The sequence below is a fragment of the Afifella marina DSM 2698 genome (genome assembly GCF_900102695.1).
In the GTDB taxonomy this organism is placed as follows: domain Bacteria; phylum Pseudomonadota; class Alphaproteobacteria; order Rhizobiales; family Afifellaceae; genus Afifella; species Afifella marina.
This window is the reverse complement of record NZ_FMVW01000001.1, coordinates 661,559-676,433: the sequence shown is the minus strand read 5'-3', so window position 1 is coordinate 676,433 and position 14,875 is coordinate 661,559. Positions and strand designations below refer to the sequence as shown.

Annotated in this window: 18 protein-coding genes; 5 read left to right on the top strand and 13 right to left on the bottom strand. The window is 63.3% G+C overall.

The window, feature by feature from the left end:
• Positions 1-59: 59 nt before the first annotated feature.
• Positions 60-443 (bottom strand): DUF1491 family protein, encoded by a 384-nt coding sequence (locus BLP76_RS03120; RefSeq protein WP_244514395.1) that lies wholly within the window; start codon positions 441-443, stop codon positions 60-62.
• Between the two features lie 45 nt (positions 444-488).
• Complete coding sequence (locus BLP76_RS03115) at positions 489-1,112, bottom strand: peptidoglycan-binding domain-containing protein (RefSeq protein ID WP_170130400.1); 624 nt, start codon at positions 1,110-1,112, stop codon at positions 489-491.
• 341 nt (positions 1,113-1,453) lie between these two features.
• On the opposite strand from BLP76_RS03115, the gene BLP76_RS03110 reads away from it, so the two are divergent.
• A complete protein-coding gene (locus BLP76_RS03110) occupies positions 1,454-1,978 on the top strand; it encodes a DUF5330 domain-containing protein (RefSeq protein WP_139163672.1) in 525 nt (174 codons plus the stop codon).
• A gap of 40 nt (positions 1,979-2,018) precedes the next feature.
• Here the strand turns inward: BLP76_RS03110 and BLP76_RS03105 are convergent, their stop codons facing one another.
• Positions 2,019-2,477, bottom strand: coding sequence for an Lrp/AsnC family transcriptional regulator (locus BLP76_RS03105; protein ID WP_092809419.1), 459 nt, complete (start codon positions 2,475-2,477; stop codon positions 2,019-2,021).
• A 101-nt stretch (positions 2,478-2,578) separates the two neighbouring features.
• Here BLP76_RS03105 and BLP76_RS03100 point away from each other — a divergent pair, with 101 nt between their 5' ends.
• Positions 2,579-3,259 (top strand): AzlC family ABC transporter permease, encoded by a 681-nt coding sequence (locus BLP76_RS03100; RefSeq protein WP_092809417.1) that lies wholly within the window; start codon positions 2,579-2,581, stop codon positions 3,257-3,259.
• Positions 3,256-3,552 (top strand): AzlD domain-containing protein, encoded by a 297-nt coding sequence (locus tag BLP76_RS03095; RefSeq protein WP_092809415.1) that lies wholly within the window; start codon positions 3,256-3,258, stop codon positions 3,550-3,552. The genes BLP76_RS03100 and BLP76_RS03095 overlap by 4 nt, the downstream gene beginning before the upstream one ends.
• 172 nt (positions 3,553-3,724) lie before the next feature.
• Here BLP76_RS03095 and BLP76_RS03090 read toward each other — a convergent pair whose 3' ends face one another.
• Positions 3,725-4,108: a hypothetical protein gene (locus BLP76_RS03090; RefSeq protein ID WP_092809413.1), complete on the bottom strand. Its 384-nt coding sequence runs from the start codon at positions 4,106-4,108 to the stop codon at positions 3,725-3,727.
• 286 nt (positions 4,109-4,394) lie between these two features.
• Here BLP76_RS03090 and BLP76_RS03085 point away from each other — a divergent pair, with 286 nt between their 5' ends.
• On the top strand, positions 4,395-4,814 hold the full coding sequence (locus BLP76_RS03085; protein ID WP_092809411.1) for a SufE family protein: 420 nt from the start codon (positions 4,395-4,397) through the stop codon (positions 4,812-4,814).
• A 52-nt stretch (positions 4,815-4,866) separates the two neighbouring features.
• Here BLP76_RS03085 and BLP76_RS03080 read toward each other — a convergent pair whose 3' ends face one another.
• Together BLP76_RS03080 and BLP76_RS18715 are read right to left on the bottom strand one after the other, a co-directional pair.
• Positions 4,867-5,685 carry a DUF6456 domain-containing protein gene (locus BLP76_RS03080; protein ID WP_092809409.1) on the bottom strand — a complete coding sequence of 273 codons (819 nt, stop codon included), beginning with the start codon at positions 5,683-5,685 and terminating at the stop codon, positions 4,867-4,869.
• The gene (locus tag BLP76_RS18715) at positions 5,682-5,834 is read right to left on the bottom strand and encodes a hypothetical protein (protein WP_170130401.1); all 153 of its coding nucleotides are present in this window, start codon (positions 5,832-5,834) and stop codon (positions 5,682-5,684) included. The genes BLP76_RS03080 and BLP76_RS18715 overlap by 4 nt, the downstream gene beginning before the upstream one ends.
• Positions 5,835-5,943: 109 nt before the next feature.
• On the opposite strand from BLP76_RS18715, the gene BLP76_RS03075 reads away from it, so the two are divergent.
• Positions 5,944-6,834 carry an AbiTii domain-containing protein gene (locus BLP76_RS03075; RefSeq protein WP_092809407.1) on the top strand — a complete coding sequence of 297 codons (891 nt, stop codon included), beginning with the start codon at positions 5,944-5,946 and terminating at the stop codon, positions 6,832-6,834.
• A gap of 141 nt (positions 6,835-6,975) precedes the next feature.
• Here BLP76_RS03075 and BLP76_RS03070 read toward each other — a convergent pair whose 3' ends face one another.
• The 7 genes from BLP76_RS03070 to BLP76_RS03035 all read right to left on the bottom strand — a co-directional run bounded on the left by BLP76_RS03070 (position 6,976) and on the right by BLP76_RS03035 (position 14,868).
• The gene (locus tag BLP76_RS03070; RefSeq protein WP_092809405.1) at positions 6,976-7,992 is read right to left on the bottom strand and encodes a hypothetical protein; all 1,017 of its coding nucleotides are present in this window, start codon (positions 7,990-7,992) and stop codon (positions 6,976-6,978) included.
• A gap of 5 nt (positions 7,993-7,997) precedes the next feature.
• Positions 7,998-8,210 carry a tail protein X gene (locus BLP76_RS03065; protein WP_092809403.1) on the bottom strand — a complete coding sequence of 71 codons (213 nt, stop codon included), beginning with the start codon at positions 8,208-8,210 and terminating at the stop codon, positions 7,998-8,000.
• The gene (locus BLP76_RS03060) at positions 8,207-8,614 is read right to left on the bottom strand and encodes a hypothetical protein (protein ID WP_092809401.1); all 408 of its coding nucleotides are present in this window, start codon (positions 8,612-8,614) and stop codon (positions 8,207-8,209) included. Before BLP76_RS03060 ends, BLP76_RS03065 begins: the two co-directional genes overlap by 4 nt.
• Positions 8,615-8,616: 2 nt before the next feature.
• A complete protein-coding gene (locus tag BLP76_RS03055; protein WP_092809399.1) occupies positions 8,617-11,832 on the bottom strand; it encodes a phage tail tape measure protein in 3,216 nt (1,071 codons plus the stop codon).
• Positions 11,833-12,273: 441 nt separating this feature from the next.
• The gene (locus tag BLP76_RS03045; RefSeq protein WP_170130402.1) at positions 12,274-13,536 is read right to left on the bottom strand and encodes a GGDEF domain-containing protein; all 1,263 of its coding nucleotides are present in this window, start codon (positions 13,534-13,536) and stop codon (positions 12,274-12,276) included.
• Positions 13,537-13,831: 295 nt separating this feature from the next.
• The gene (locus BLP76_RS03040) at positions 13,832-14,308 is read right to left on the bottom strand and encodes a discoidin domain-containing protein (protein WP_092809393.1); all 477 of its coding nucleotides are present in this window, start codon (positions 14,306-14,308) and stop codon (positions 13,832-13,834) included.
• Complete coding sequence (locus BLP76_RS03035; protein ID WP_170130403.1) at positions 14,308-14,868, bottom strand: DUF4376 domain-containing protein; 561 nt, start codon at positions 14,866-14,868, stop codon at positions 14,308-14,310. The genes BLP76_RS03040 and BLP76_RS03035 overlap by 1 nt, the downstream gene beginning before the upstream one ends.
• Positions 14,869-14,875: the final 7 nt, after the last annotated feature.

Sequence of the window (14,875 nt, the reverse complement as noted above, 5' to 3'; positions counted from 1 at the left end):
AACCCACTGTCGCCGCAGTATGGTTAACAACTGCTGAACGGGGATAAAGCGATTCTGGGTTAGGGCCGCCCCGACGAAGCGTCGCTGTCTGAAACCGCGACGAAGGAACGCCCCTCCCGATCCTCGATCTCCACCACCCATAAGTCAGGATCGAAACGGCTTTCGCTCACCAACCTTTCCTCAATCTTGCCGCGTTCGCTCTCGCGCACAAGTGGCATGAAGAAACGATCGGCCGGCATCTCCGTCTCATCCATGAAAAAGCTTTGTGGTGCAGGGCCATAGAGATCGAGGCGGCCGTCCAGGCGGTCGACGATGATAAACAGCGCGCCGGCTTCGAGCGCGCCTTTGCGCGCCACGGTGGCAAAGGCGCCCGTGGCGGACACACGGCGAATCAACGCCTGCACGAAGATGTCGGTGCGCAGTCTCACCATGATCGCGCCCATGCCCCCTGTCGCGCGATGGCGAGAGAAATGGAAAAGGACACGCTCTTACGGATTGTCCGGCATGGCGCCGATCGCGGCCAGCCGGTCGAGCGTCTCGCGGTCGATCTCGCCGTTCACCTGGAGCCCCTGATCGAGCTGGAAGCGTCTCAGCGCCTCGGTCGTTTCATGCCCCTTGAGACCGTCGGCCGTCACCGGGCCGTAGGCCGTATCGGCGAGCGCCTGCTGCACGGCGAAGACCACCGGGTCGGGGGCCGAGCCGGGTGCCGAGGCTTCCGACGAAGAGGCCGCCGACGCCTCCTGCGAAGACCCCGCACCTTGCGCCACGGCCGCCTGCGGGCGTTCGCGCGGCACGACGAGGCCGGTGCGGATGATCATTTCAAGATCGCCCTTCTCTCCCGCCTCGAGCGTCGGGGCGGGCCCCGTATCGCGCGTGGCGAAGAGCGGATCGGGATGGCGTCCATGCTGCAGGACGAGCGCATTGACGATCGCGGCAACGGCCAAAAGCCCGAGTGCGGCGGCTGGGGCGTGGCGCAGGAGGAAGCCAAGCCGGGTCCGCTCGCCGAGGGCTGAGGTCGCCTTCGTCGCGGCCGGCTTCGTCGACGCGGTCTTATCGCCCCGCGCCTGTCGCTTCCGGCGTTCGCCTGTCGCCCGGCTCGTCGTCCGGGCCATCGGTCGATCCGCTTCGGAGGCCATCACACTCACACACCAACCCCATCGTCGACCGGTCTCCTTCGGACCGGCTTGTCGTGCCTCAACTTCGCCGCTTTGGCTTAAGGAAACTTGAACTCTGCCAAACCGCGGCCGGCCGTCGCGCCGCTCCCTGGCACAAAGCATGTATTAACCACCGCAACAAGCTTTCGGGAACGCACCGGTGGAATAGCGCCTTAGTGCCTGGAATGCGCCGGATTTGCGTCGAATTGTAGATACCGAATGAACGCGATTTTGGAGCCTTCATGGTTCCTTCGCGACGCTGGATCGGAAGAATCCGCAAACAGGGTATGGTTATGTTCTTGTTCCGATCAATCTTCTGGTTGACGGCACTGATCTTGGTTCTGCCTCCGTCGCCCGATGGCGGCCCGCCGCCCCGCGTCACCCTTTTGGAATCCGCCCTCGCCTTCCAGGTTCTCGCCAAGGATGTGAGCGGCCTGTGCGATCGCCATCCAGAGGCCTGCGCCACGAGCCGCGAAACCTTCACCCTTCTCGGCCGCAAGATCGCCACGGGGCGCGACATGGCCTCCGCCGCCCTCTCCGCCGGCACCGGCGGCAGCGACGACGATAGCGACATCAATCACGGCAGCCTGAGCGCAAGCGACCTCTCCGTGCCGTGGAGCGGCCGGGGCGCCTCGCCCATCGAGCCGATTCCGGCAAGCGCCAGCCTTCCAATCTCGCAGCCTGAAGCGGACAGCTCCGAAATAGGGCCGGGCGTGACGCCTCCCCAGAGCACGGCCGATGGGTCGGCGAGCGACGGCCTCGGCCCCGACCCCGCAAAGCGTGTGGAAATTTCCCTGCCGCAGCCGCGCCCTCGGCTTCTCTAGAGCGCGTCGCCAAGGTGGCCGTGGCGAGCGCGGACCTCCTTCACGCCAGGATTGGATATTCTGAACTCGCCTTCTCCGTCGAAACCACGATGGAGGTCCGGAACTTGCGCACATTGGCATCGGCGAAAAAGAGCCTGTGCGTCAGGGCCTCGTAATCCGCCATGTCGCGCGCGACCGCGATCACCACGAAATCCATCTCGCCGGCGATACAGTAAAGATGCAGGACCTGCGGTTCGGCCCGCGCCTTGCGTTTGAAGGCGTCGATCTGATCGAGCCGGTCGCGCTCCAGGTCGACCAGAATCACGGCAGTCACCCCGAGACCGATCTTCTGGCGATCGAGCATCGCCACCTCGCCCTTGATCACGCCGTCCTCGCGCAGCGTCTTCAACCGGCGCTGGACAGATGCCGTCGACAGCCCCGCCCGATCGGCCAGTTCGGCGATCGGCAGTCGGGCATTGCGCTGCAGTTCGACGAGCAGCGCACGATCCTTGTCATCCATGATCTTTCTCGATCCTTATTTTAGAAAATATGATCCGATCGTATCGCAGATGGCGCGTTGAGTGCATTCATCGCCTCGCTTCATCCGGATAAACCGATGGCATGACACGAGGCATGCTATCCATCCTGCCGCTCGCCGTCGGCGCCGCTCTTTACGGCCTCGCCTTCGGCGTTCTGGCGGCGCAGGCAGGGTTTCCCTGGTGGGGCGTCGGCCTCATGGGCGCTGGCGTCCATGCCGGATCCTCGCAGATCGTCGCGGTCGATCAGTTCTCCACGGGAAGTGGGTTGGTCGGAGCCGTCTTCGCGGGTGCGATCATGAACCTGCGCTATCTCGGCATCACCGCTTCGCTTGCCGGCATCCTGGCAGCTCTGCCGCTGTGGCAGCGTCTCGTGGCCCTGCACCTCACCTCCGATGAGAATTGGGCGCTCACCATGTCCGAACGCCGCAAGGATTCGGGGGTCGGCGCCGCCTTCCTCCTCGGGGCCGGCAGCGTCATGTTCGTCACCTGGTCCGTATCGACGGCGGTCGGCGCCCAGATCGGCACGCTCCTGCCCGACCTCGATGCGGCGGGGCTCGGCTTCGCCTTCACCGCGGCCTTCATTGCGATGGCAAGGAGCATGGCGCCCCGGCGCATCTCCGCGTTCCTTCCCTGGGGCGTGACCTTCGGGCTGGCGATCGGCCTCATGTCGGCGGGGATGTCGCGGGCGCTGGCGATCCTTGCCGCGTCTCTCGCTGGCCTCGCCCTTGCGGCCTTGCTGCGCAAGTCCGGGAGGCACGCATGAGCCTTTCGCAATGGCTCTTGATCGCCGGGCTCGCCGCGGCCACCTTTGCGACGCGCCTTTTGGGCTATCTCGCCGGCGACCGTCTGCGTCAGTCCCGCTTCGCTTTCGTTCTGGAGGATCTGCCGGGCCTGATCGTCGTCGCTCTGGTGGCGTCTTCCCTGGCCGGCACCGAACCGAAGACCTGGATCGCCGCGGCGCTGGCCGTTGCCATCGCCTGGGTGTCCAACAACGTCGTCGTCACGATGAGCGCCGGTCTGGCGGCCTATCTCGCGCTCGGTGTTGTCATCACTTGAGGTATGGGGCGGCGGAAGCATGCGAGGCCGACACATGCGGCGTCCGCAAATTCGGCTTACTCAACCGCATTCGCGCGGCGGCTCAGACCCCCGCGCGGACAGCCGGCGAATATCTGTTCGGCGAAAACCTGTTCGCCGAAAGCCTGTTCAGTGAAAGCCCGTTCAACGAAACTCAGTCGGCGGTGCAATCGATGAGGCGCAGATGCGAGCGCGCGGCCGGCCTGCCGATCGTCGAGGCGAGGTCCTGCGCCACCTGACGCTCCTGGCGGACGGGGGCGCGCGCATCGATATACTGGGTCAGAACGTCGCCGTTCAGAGGCTCATCGAACATGACGCCGGCGAGCTTGCCGCGCTGCCAGACGAGTTTCGCCGAAGCGGTGCCGCAATTGGGCATCGGCAGGCGCACGCTGGCGGGCAGAACGGCCCGGCTCACGAGCTCGATGCAGGCGCCGGTCGGGCTGATGTTGCGCACCTGGCAATTGGCATAGAGCCGATGCGACATGACGGTCGACCGCTTGTCCAAATGGTGCCGCCTCAGGGCGCGCTGCTCTTGCATGGGTTTCGCTCCGGCAAAACGTAAAACTTAGCTTCAACAATAAGCCAAAACTTCACAAAGCGGTAATCATGTTTTGGATTGCCGTTAACGCGGCCGTCTCGTGCGGCGCGTACCCGCGCCGAAGGCCGCATCCGGCCTTCGGCGCTTGTGCCCCGGCCTCATATGCCTATTTTGCTTTGCAACACCGTTTTGAGACGCCGGCGACGCTCGGGGGCACACCTCCCGGCGGACACGCAAGCCGGCGGACACGCAAGCCGGCGGACACGCAAGAACGCGACAGGCCTTCATGAGCATTGAATCCATCATCGACGATTTCGCCTTCCTCGACGAATGGGAGGATCGCTACCGTTATGTGATCGAGCTCGGGCGGGCCCTGCCGGAGATGCCGGACGAGGAGCGCACGGAGGCCACCAAGGTGCGCGGCTGTGCGAGCCAGGTCTGGCTCGTCAGCGAAGACGCGGTGAAGGACGGCGAAGCGGTGCTCATCTTCCGCGGCGACAGCGATGCCCATATCGTGCGCGGCCTCATCGCCATCGTGCTTGCGCTTTATTCCGGCACGACGCCCGAGGAGATTTTGAAGACCGATGCGGAAGCCGTCTTCGCCCGCATGGGCCTGCGCGAGCATTTGACGGCGCAGCGCTCCAACGGCCTCTCCGCCATGCTGCAGCGCATCCGCCGCGACGCGGAGAGCCGGCTCGCGCAATAGCCGCCTCGCTCGCGGCTCGCATTTTCCTCTCCTCCTCGTCTCACTTGCCGTCTCAATCGCCGATCGTCGGCCGATAGCCGTCGGCGCCCCAATGGCGCATGGCGACCCGCGCTTTGCCTTCGGCCTCCTCCTCGATGCCGTAATGGCGGGCGAGCGCCTGCAGCGCGAGTTTCAGAACGAGCTTCGCCGATCTTGCCGGATAGCCGCGTTCGCGCTCCACGCTCGACAGACCTTTGAGGAAACAGGCGACATCGACGAGCACGCCCGCAAGTTCGGGGCCGACCGCGTCCATGGCGGTGTGAAAGCGGGCGCGGGCGGCGATCGCCGTCTCCGTCAGATCCGCCTGACCGCCCCGCTGGCGGGAGCCCTTCGGCGCCTTGAGGTCGGCCTGCCAATTGGCGGTGATGCGCGGCTGCAGGCTCGCGCGTTCGAAATCGCGGCGAAGCCGCTCCGCCGCCGCCACCAAAGGGGCACCGAGATAAGGTGCGCCCTCCTCGCCGCCCCTGCGGGCGAGGAACCCGATCGGGCTCTCGTCGAGATCGGTGAGCGGAGCGGGCGCCGAAGGTGAGCCGCCCTTCTGCCGTTCCAGGTGCTTGTGCTGCGCCAGAAAGGCGGGCTCGCCGGCTTTCGTGCGCCGAAGCCATGCCGCGGCCTCGGTGCTTGCCACAAACCCCTCCTCTTCGGCCTCGCAGAGGAGACCCGCCGCCAGGAGTTTCTTGACGAGGGCGGCCGGGATCTCGCGCCGCCGCCCCGGCACGCCCTCACAGCAAAAGGTCGCCGCATCCGCCTCCAGGAGCCGTGCATCGGCATGCGCCAGCAGCGTTTCGATCAAGCTTTCAAGGGCACCGCCGCGCCTCTTGCCACGGCTCATCTCGCATCCTCGCCGAAAATCTCCATCCAGCGCCTCAGCGCGAATTCCAGGCATTCCATCACCTGGTCGAAGACGGGTTCGTCACGCCTTTCCTCGATCATCCGGCAGCCATGGGCGACGGTGGTGTAGCGCGCAAAATCAGATGGCATGACGCGCAAGATCAAATGGCAGCCGTTTTGCTGTGGTCACCACGCGCCGAATGCTCTCAAATCGCTCTCTAACTGATACGGTGATAGCCGCAGAATGCGGGGGCGAAACATGACGGGCTTGATCTCCACCATCCAGCAGGAAGCTCTGGATCCAAACGTCGACGTGACGACTTTGCTGCGGAAAGTGAAATTGGCTGCTGTGAAGCTCGAGCTCGGAACCGTCGAGGAATGGGTCACATGTGAACTTTCCGGATACAATGACGCCGAAGTCCCGGAGTATCGGCTAATCCGAGGTCGGCTGCGGGCACTCAATCCGATACATGGCCTCATCCCGCTTAACATTGAGGACCCGGATTTGCACCAGGAGCTCGCAAAAAGGGAGATCAGGACCGCAACTCCTGTACTAGAAAGATTGCTCCAGAACGACGATAGCGACTCGTTTAAGATCGCGTTTTCGCCCGAGATCCTCGCGATACTAAACCGAAGTTCGGCGATCAAATGGCCTGAAATGTACGCTCTGATTCCACGAGGCGCGGTTGTCAGCATTCTCGAAACCGTCAGGGAAAGGATCTTGGATTGGTCTCTGGAGCTTGAACGGCAAGGCATCCGCGGAGAGGGCCTTCGATTTAGCAACGAAGAAAAATTCAAGGCTCAGACGCAGACGTCTGTTCTCAAAATCGCTCACGTTGGAGCGATCTACGGCAATGTCGGGTCCGGAAATGTCGCCCGCGACATCAACGTGCACGGTGTCGATACCGGAGCCGCAGCAAGGCTCGTGGAGCAACTGTCGCCTAAGGTCGACGAACTGGTTGAAGCCGGTGCCGATCGGCACAAGCTGGAAGAGACAATCGAGACGTTACGAGAAGAGCTCAGAACGAGCGCCCCCTCTCAAAGCCGTCTGAAGCCCCTTCTGAACACCTTAAAAAGCGTCCTTGAAGGCGCGACAGGAAATCTCGTTGCGGTGGGCGCCTTGCAAGCCTTAGCGCAGTTGGGCGCTTGAGCGCGGTACTGCGCAAACCTCGACTATCTCCCGCAAGTCGAGCTCTTCTGCACGAGGAGCTCCCCAGCGCGCCTTGGGCGCCCTTCCGATAAGGAGTAGGTCGTTTCAACCGACTGGAGATCGGCACGCGCCCCCCGCTCGTCACCATGCCAGCGCCGCCTCGACGGTGGTGATCCAGCCCCGATCTGGCCCTGCATCGTGGTAGACGGCAATCGCCTCCCAATTGACGCCGTCGATGTCCGGGCCGAAGCCTTCGGGCTTGACCGGCGCGCCGGCGACGGCTGCGGCGTTGCCTGCCATCTCGAAATAGGCGGTGGCGCTTTCGGCCTCTAGCTTTTGCGCGGCAGCTTCGGCCGAGGCCTTTGCAAACGCCTCGGAACCGGCAAGATGCGGCAGCGCCAGGCGCGCGAAACCACCAGACAGAGCGTGCACCAGATCGGCCGCCCGGCCGGCCCGATCATCGAACCAGCCGGCCGCGACCTCAGAGAAGCCGTAGCGCGGCTCGATGTCGGCCTGGAAGGCGTAGTTGGGATCGAAGGGGATGGCGATCGCCGGCAGCTCGCCTCCGGATGGCGAGGTGAACGACCCGCGGCGACGAACGGTCAGCTTGCCCGCCTGCAGCTTGACGATCGCCCCGAGATCATCGGCAATCTCGGTTGCAAGCCCGATCGCCGATTGTTTCCAGCGCAGAAGATAGCCGCTCGGAAGGGGAAGCGCATCGAGCGTCGCATCAATCGCCACGTCGACTCCGGCCTTGCTGGCCAGCGTCCGCAGAACGTCGCCGTAGGTTTTGTGGCCGGTCTCATCGTCGAAATGTTCAGAATCCACCCGCTTCCAGGCATCGGTGAGATCGGCCGCCCGGCAGACCAGGATCATCTCCTGACCGCTCTCCGGCTCGCCGCTGTAGAGCGTGCGCTCATAGGCGAACTCACCCATCATCTGCGCACGCTCGGCCTCCCAGCCGAGGCGGGCCGTGAAAACGGTCCCAGGGGGCGGTGGCATCAAATAAGGCTTCTGTCGGCGAAAGATGATGTGCAACTCGTCGACCTCGCCCCCGGCGAAGTCACTCACGCGGATGCCCACGAAGACGTCGCACAACCGCTCCGCCAGATTGACGCCGTCCGGGCCCGTCACGGAGATATGGGGATCGCGCCGCATCGGCCTCAATCCCAGGGCCGCACGAGCGCGGGCTCCTCGGCCGCCACCTGTTCGGGGATCACGAGTTCAGTCCCGGCCGGCACGATCATGCCTTTCGCGGCAAGCCCCGGATTGGCGTTGAGGAGTGCCTCAACCGTGCCGCCCTGCTCCGTGCCGTAGATCGCCTTTGCCAGCCGATCGAGCCGCTCGTCTTCGCTCACCGTGTAGACGGTCTTCATCGCACGCTCCGATGCACGATGAGGTCAATCTCTACGTCGACGATGCGGCCGACGCCGTCGAATGGGTGGAGATGGGTCTCATTGTAATAGAGCGCCCTGATGGAGACGGGCCCGCCGACGGTGCAGGCATAGGCCGCTCCCAGACGGTTGTAATTTACCCGCTCTGATGCCTCGTGATGACGGATCAGCCAGCCCAGGGCATCCAAGCCCTTGAAGACATGCGGGGCGGTCCGCGCCTCGATGACGAGCCGCTTCTCGCCCAGCCCCGTCGCCTGATAATCCATGCCTTTCCAGGTCGCAGCGGCGGGGAACCTGGCCTCGCTCTCGGTGGAAATGCGCTGCGGACTGAGCCCCGGCACTTCCAGTTTGGCGTTGCCGATTGCGGCCGTGATCCGGATGCCCATGGTCAGGCGACCGGCACGGAGGTGTCGTGCATGGCGCGCGCTTCCGCCATGGCGATCGCGCGGCGTTGCGCGCGTGCCGCACGTGCCGCCATCACCTGCGGGTCGACGCCGTGGAAATGCTGCGTGACATTCATCGATCCGGCCGGTTGTGCGGCAGGCTGCGACAGGCTCGTCGGTTTCCGTCCCGGCCCGGCCCCGGCGCCCGGGCGCGGTCTCGGGCGCTGCGTCTCGTCCTTCGCCCAGCCGTCCTCGGCAAAATTCTCCGGGTCGAGCGCTCGCGGATTGGCGTATTCGGGCGGTTCGCCGGCGAGACCGCGCCGCATCATGGCCGCCTGCTCGGGCGAATAGATGCCGTAATGCCAATGCCGCGCGCGATCGCGATGCTGGTCGAGATGGATGCCACCGCCGCCCATCTCCAGACCGACACCGCCCAGGCCTTGCGCGACCCAATGTTGGCCAAGGCGCGCGAGATCCGCACCGCGAACTTTCTTGCCGTCCGGTCCATAGACATAGAGGTCGGGCGCTTCCCCGCCATGCCCATGATCATCGTGACGGGTGGAGCCCGTGCGCCGTCCGCCTGTGCCCTTCGCGGGCTGACCGCCGGAATAGATCTCGGCACGGTAGCCCTCACCGTAGACCGCGGCGACACCGCGCCGGATATCCTCTTCGAGCTGTGGCGTGACCGTCCTGTTCCGGATCGCCTCAGAATTGGCATAGGACAGATCGGCGAGCGGCCCGCCAGCTCCGAAATGCGCAGCTTCCGCCCGCTGCCTGAGCGCCCCGTCGCCGATCGCCGCTTCGGCCGCGCGGCGCGCCTGCGCATGGCCCCGAAATCCCTCCCACGCGCCGAGCCCCTGGTTCTTGGCGATCCAGAGCGCCATCCGGTCCTGGGTTGTCTTGTCGAAGCGTGTTTTGGCCGGGTCCATGCCGAGCGCCTCGGCTGCCGTGCGCATGGTGGAACCCACAATCTGATAGCGCCCAAGGGCCGACGAGTTCGGATTGCCGGGCTGGCGACGCATGTAATCGCCGAGCGCGCTCACCTCATCGAGTGTCATCGAGGTGAGATCGTGCTCCTGACCTCCCGGCAAAAAGCGCCCGTGCCCGAGAGACGTGTTGTAGCCGCGCGTGCCCTCTGCCTCCGCAACCGCATTGAGAAAGCGCGTGGACGCATCACCTCCGACAAAAGGCGCGGCTCCTGCGCCACCGGCGCCATAAGCGCGCGCCGAGCGGCGGCGCGGCGCACTGCCCCGGCCGTAAGCCCCGCCGAACGACGTCGGATGCAAGAGCCGATCTCCGCCGGCACTGCCGCCGAGATCTTCGTCGCTGCCGCCACCGCCGATCTCTCCGCTGCCACCGTTGCCTCCACGAAGTCGTCTTTCGAGGCTCTCGATAGCAGCACGCAGTTGCGTGATCTCGATCGTGAGCTTCGACGCAGTCGCATCAGGAATAGCGATGCCCTCATATTTCGGCTTTGGAAGCCCCGAGAGCTCAGTCTCCTTGGCAAGGAGGGCCGCTTTCAGCTCTTCCAGTTTAGCGGAGACAGCCTCGCGCGACGGGGCCTCGGTCTCGCTCTCGTCGTACGGATCCTTGCTGCCGAAATACCGCTTGAAGAGCGACTGTTCTCCTCCGAGAAGCGGGTGATGTCGGATCAGGTTCAGGCCGAAGGCCGCCGCTCCCTTCTCTTCCCATATCCGCGCGCCCTCTTCGATATCCTTCCAAACCCGCGTGTAAGCTTCGGAGAGATGCTGTGAGGCGGGATTGGCGGATTGGCCGACGGCGATCTGCGCAGCTTCCCGTTCTGCCTGTTGGCGTTTTTCGAGGCCCGCTGGGGTCTGCCGATAGTAGTCAAAATCCCGCTGCACCGTGCCAGCGGATCCCGTTTGCAGCTCCGTTTGGTACTGCGAGAGCAGCTCGCGGTTGTCCATCAAGGGACGAAGCGCCGCCATCACCTGTTGATCGGCGAAAAGCTCCCCCATCTTGAAGGGATCGCCATCCGTGAGCCGCATAGCCTCATCGAGAACAGCAAGCGCCGGATGTTTGCCTTCCTGCCTCGCATTCCCGACGAGCTTCGGGAGGTTGACGCGCTTCTCCTTAAAGTTCCGCACGGTTTCCGGGGAGAAGAGCTTCGACAGAAAATTCTGAAGATTGTTTGCCGCCTGGTCTTCGCTTGCCGCGCCTTTGGCTGCGACCTCTGCAAGCGCCACGAGTTCGGAAAGCCCGTTAAGGCCTGTGCCGCCGGCAGCCGCATATTGCGAACCGAGCGCTGGCAGGTTGCGGGCGAGAGCCTCCAACTCGAAAGTCCCGAGCTTACCGCCCTTCGCCATGATGTCGTAGGCGGCAGGGAGATCTGCGGGCGTTCCCTTCATGGTCTGCAGATATGCGCGCCCCGCGCTCGCGATCGTCGCCGAGCTTGAGCCGGAGCCAACGGCCGCGCGCAACGTCGGACCGAGAGATTCGTCCTGGCTCGCCAAATCCATGTTGGCGCCGATGAAAACGCGCCGGGCGGCATCGACCTCCGCCTGGGTCACACCATACTTCACGCCGAGCTGTTTGTTGGTTTCCAGGATCTTCTGGCGCTGACCTGGTCCATACATCTCGGCCGTCATGGCGGCCATGGCGTATCGTCCCTGCGGATACATGGCGATCACGTTGTAAGAGGTCGCGAAATCGGCCGCGTATTCGGCGGCCGCCTCGCGGCTCGTCTCCGGCGTGTTCACGACCGCCATGCAATCGATGATCTTCTCGCAGACGGCATCGAGCGTCGTCGCGACCGGATTGGGCGCCTCTCCGAGGCGCTGTGAATCGAAGCCAGGCGCGATCACCAGCCCCGGCTCGATCTGCAGCTCCGACAGCGCTTCGGCGAGCGCCCATGCGCCGGTCACCGCATTGGCATCGCCGGCGATATGGCCAATCTGGGTTTCGAGATCGTCATCATGGCGTGCCCGCACGAAGATGATGTCGGTCTCGATCCCCTCGGATTTGATCTGGCGGATGGCATCATAAGCGATGCCAGGTCCAAGCCTGGCGAGCTGCTCGGGATTGTCTGTTGCCAGGCGGACCGGCTCGTCGATCGGGAACGCCGTCTCGTTGGCGGCTTCGATGTTGGGAAGCGGCAGACACATGCCGATCGGCGTCGAATCGCGCGTGTCGATCGAGACCGTCGTGTTGCGCAAGTTCGAAAAAACACGGACGCCGACGAAGTCGGTGGTGGCAGCCATTGGGCGCTCCGGCAGGACAAGTTCTGCTGGCAACGCTAGCTGCGGGTGTGGGATCAGATCAGACTGACAGGTGTCAGGGGCGGCCGCGGCAATCTCTCACTCGACTTTTGCGCGCGTATCCGCAACCCTTCGCGCGGGGAGGGAAACCGATATGAGAGCCCTATTTATCGTCAGTCTGGTGCTTTTGACCAGCATCTCTCAAGCTGCCCCGACGCTTGATATCGCCGCCGCCTTGAAAGGGCCAGCCCACGAGGCCCAGACGAACATCACGCCCCTACCGGTCCAGCCAGCTGCGTGCTGCAAGCACTGCAGCAAGGGGAAACCATGCGGCAACTCCTGCATCGCCCGCAACAAGACGTGCCACAAGGGCCCGGGCTGCGCCTGCTGACGGCGCGCCCGCCAAACGAACGCGACGCTTGGTGACTGGTCCCGACGTCCTCCTCAAGTAGACCCCGGCCTCGCGGACGATCCGCGTTCGTCGGAGATCACGACCCGGTTTCGGCCCTGTGTCTTTGCAAGGTAGAGGGCGTTATCAGCCGTGCTCATCGTCACTTCCTGAGGAAAGCGCGCTAAAACCTCGGCGATGCCGATGCTGATGGTCGTCCTAATCTCCGCACCTTCGTACTGGATTGCCGTCGCTGCGATCGCTTCACGGAGGCGTTCCGCCACCTCATGCGCCTCTTCCAAGCCAGTTTGTGAGAGAAGTACAGCGAACTCCTCCCCTCCCAGTCGAAAGAGACTGTCGGAAGTTCTCACGTGCTGTGCCATTAACTCAGCCACGGTGCGGAGAACCTCGTCTCCTGCCGCATGGCTGTGCTCATCGTTTGTCTCTTTGAATTTATCAATGTCGATAGCCAGGAGGCTAGCGACCTCCCCATGACGCAACATGCGCGCCTGAAGCTCGGGAAAGGCGTCGTCGAAAGCTCTTCGGTTGAGAAGCCCCGTCAAGCTGTCTCGATGCGCCATCTCCGACAAGACTGCCTCGGACTCATGGATACGTTCGATCATATGATTGAACTCATCCGCCACGCGGCGAAGCTCCGGAGGAACGTGCACTTTGATGCGATGGAGCCGGTCACCTTCGGCGAAGCGAACCGCACCATCGACAAGCCGATCAACGCTCGCCTTGAGAATGCGCCCAATGATGACTAAGCCACCGATAAGCATGATGAGCGAAATGACCCCTGCAATTGCAGCGATCCACAGAGATTTCTCGTAAGATTTGAGAGCTATATCGTGATCGCGTTCGATCACCGTAACGAGCTCTCGATAAGCGCCGGCCAGCTTATCATTCGCAGCCAAAACGTGAGCGTGGAAAAGCTGCAAGGCTCGTGGGTTTGTCGTGCCGTCGGCATTTAGATCTGCAGCGAGCAGGTCGGTGGCATGAACGTCCGCCTCAGACCAGTCAGCCCGAGCCCTTTTCACCAACGCCTGAAGAGCGGGCTTGTCGCCTAGCACTTCAAGAAGACTTGCGAAGCCCGACTCAATTCGCTCGCGAAGATCGCGATAGGCGGGAATGTGGGATGGATCATTCTCCTCGATATACTCATCGATCGGCTTGAGGGTTTCCCACAAAAGGAAGCGCAACTGCTGCACCGGAGCGATCTGATGACGCTGCCGATCGGCCACGTCATCGAACGGCATGATGACCCCGCGCTGGAGCAGGAAGTATCCTCCGACGCCGGAAACGATCAGCGGCGTCAAGGCAAGACACATCCCAAGGGCAACCCAGAACCGCAGAGACTTAGCCCTGAGAGACTCCATCAATAGATCAACTCCCGCCGCAATTTCGGACAAACTATTGCGCCTCAGAGGGTAGTGGAGGCCGATGGATAGACGCTTAAGAACGATTCGGGCACCGACGACCCTCACAAGACCATCTGCATCGCAGCAATGGTGGCTCGAAGCGGTTTGCACACCGTCGCGTTGAGCCTGCCCACCCCTTTATCCATGAGCGCACGGGGCAGCTGAATATCAGGGTGAACGTAAGACCGTCCTGTTACCGTCTCTCGAAATTAACCCAGGCCCTATTGGTGGATGTGCCCGGCTGCTCGTCGAGGACGATCCAGTTGATCCCGTCCTCAGAGCCCTCCCAGGCGATGAGATTGGCATGGTGACCTGGACCTGAATAAACCGAGAAGCGAGCTGACAGCACGATCGCGGCCTTGGGCAGCGTGATCTGAAACCACTGATCCACATTCGCGGCGCGGCTTGTGCGTGCACCCCAATAGGTTTCGAGATTGCCATCGACTGCTCTAGCCGGAATTTCACTTGTTGATTTCTGGCTGCTTGCAGAGGCCGTCCCTATGAGCTTGGTGCCAGCAAGTCCGCTCTCAGGATAAAGTTCGAACTCTCGCACGCGCCACCAATAGTTTGCGGAGAAGCTTAAGCACCGAATGCGGTAATATTTGTAGGCGGGGACCGTTGGCCCCCTCCTCCCGCCGAGGAGCGTCAACGCGGCCCCGTTGAGCGCCATCACAGATCCCCAAACTCAGCGCGCACCTGCGCCTTGTTGGTGATCGATCCGTTTGAGATCGCAGCATAAGCTCGATCCTTAGCGTCGAAGCACGCCTGCATGCGATCAACGACGAGATCTGCCAGCGTGATCGCCGTCTCTGCATCGATGGACACGAAGACCTTGTCGGTCACCTCCCAGCGAAAGACATGCGCCGGATCACGCGAGGCTTTGAGCGCGGCGCCGGTAATGCGCGAGACGAACTTCTCGTCGATCGCGATTTGGCGGCCCTGCCAGTTGATTCCCGCAGTAAGGCTGTCGCGATGATGCTCTGCGACATAGGCATCGAGCTCCGCGGTCGTCAGCGCCCGCTTTCCGCGCGCACGCACGACGCGATCAACCTCGACGGTGACCGTCTCTTCCACCTCCACTTCGCTGTCGGGGTCAACCGCGGCGTCTTCGCGGATCTCGACCAACCAGCGCCAGCCGGGACGTGTCGCAGGGAGATTTTCCGGGTCTTGTAGTCGGCGGTCAACGATTTCGCCCTCGGGAGACACGAGGGCATGCATGATCATGTTCATGGTCATC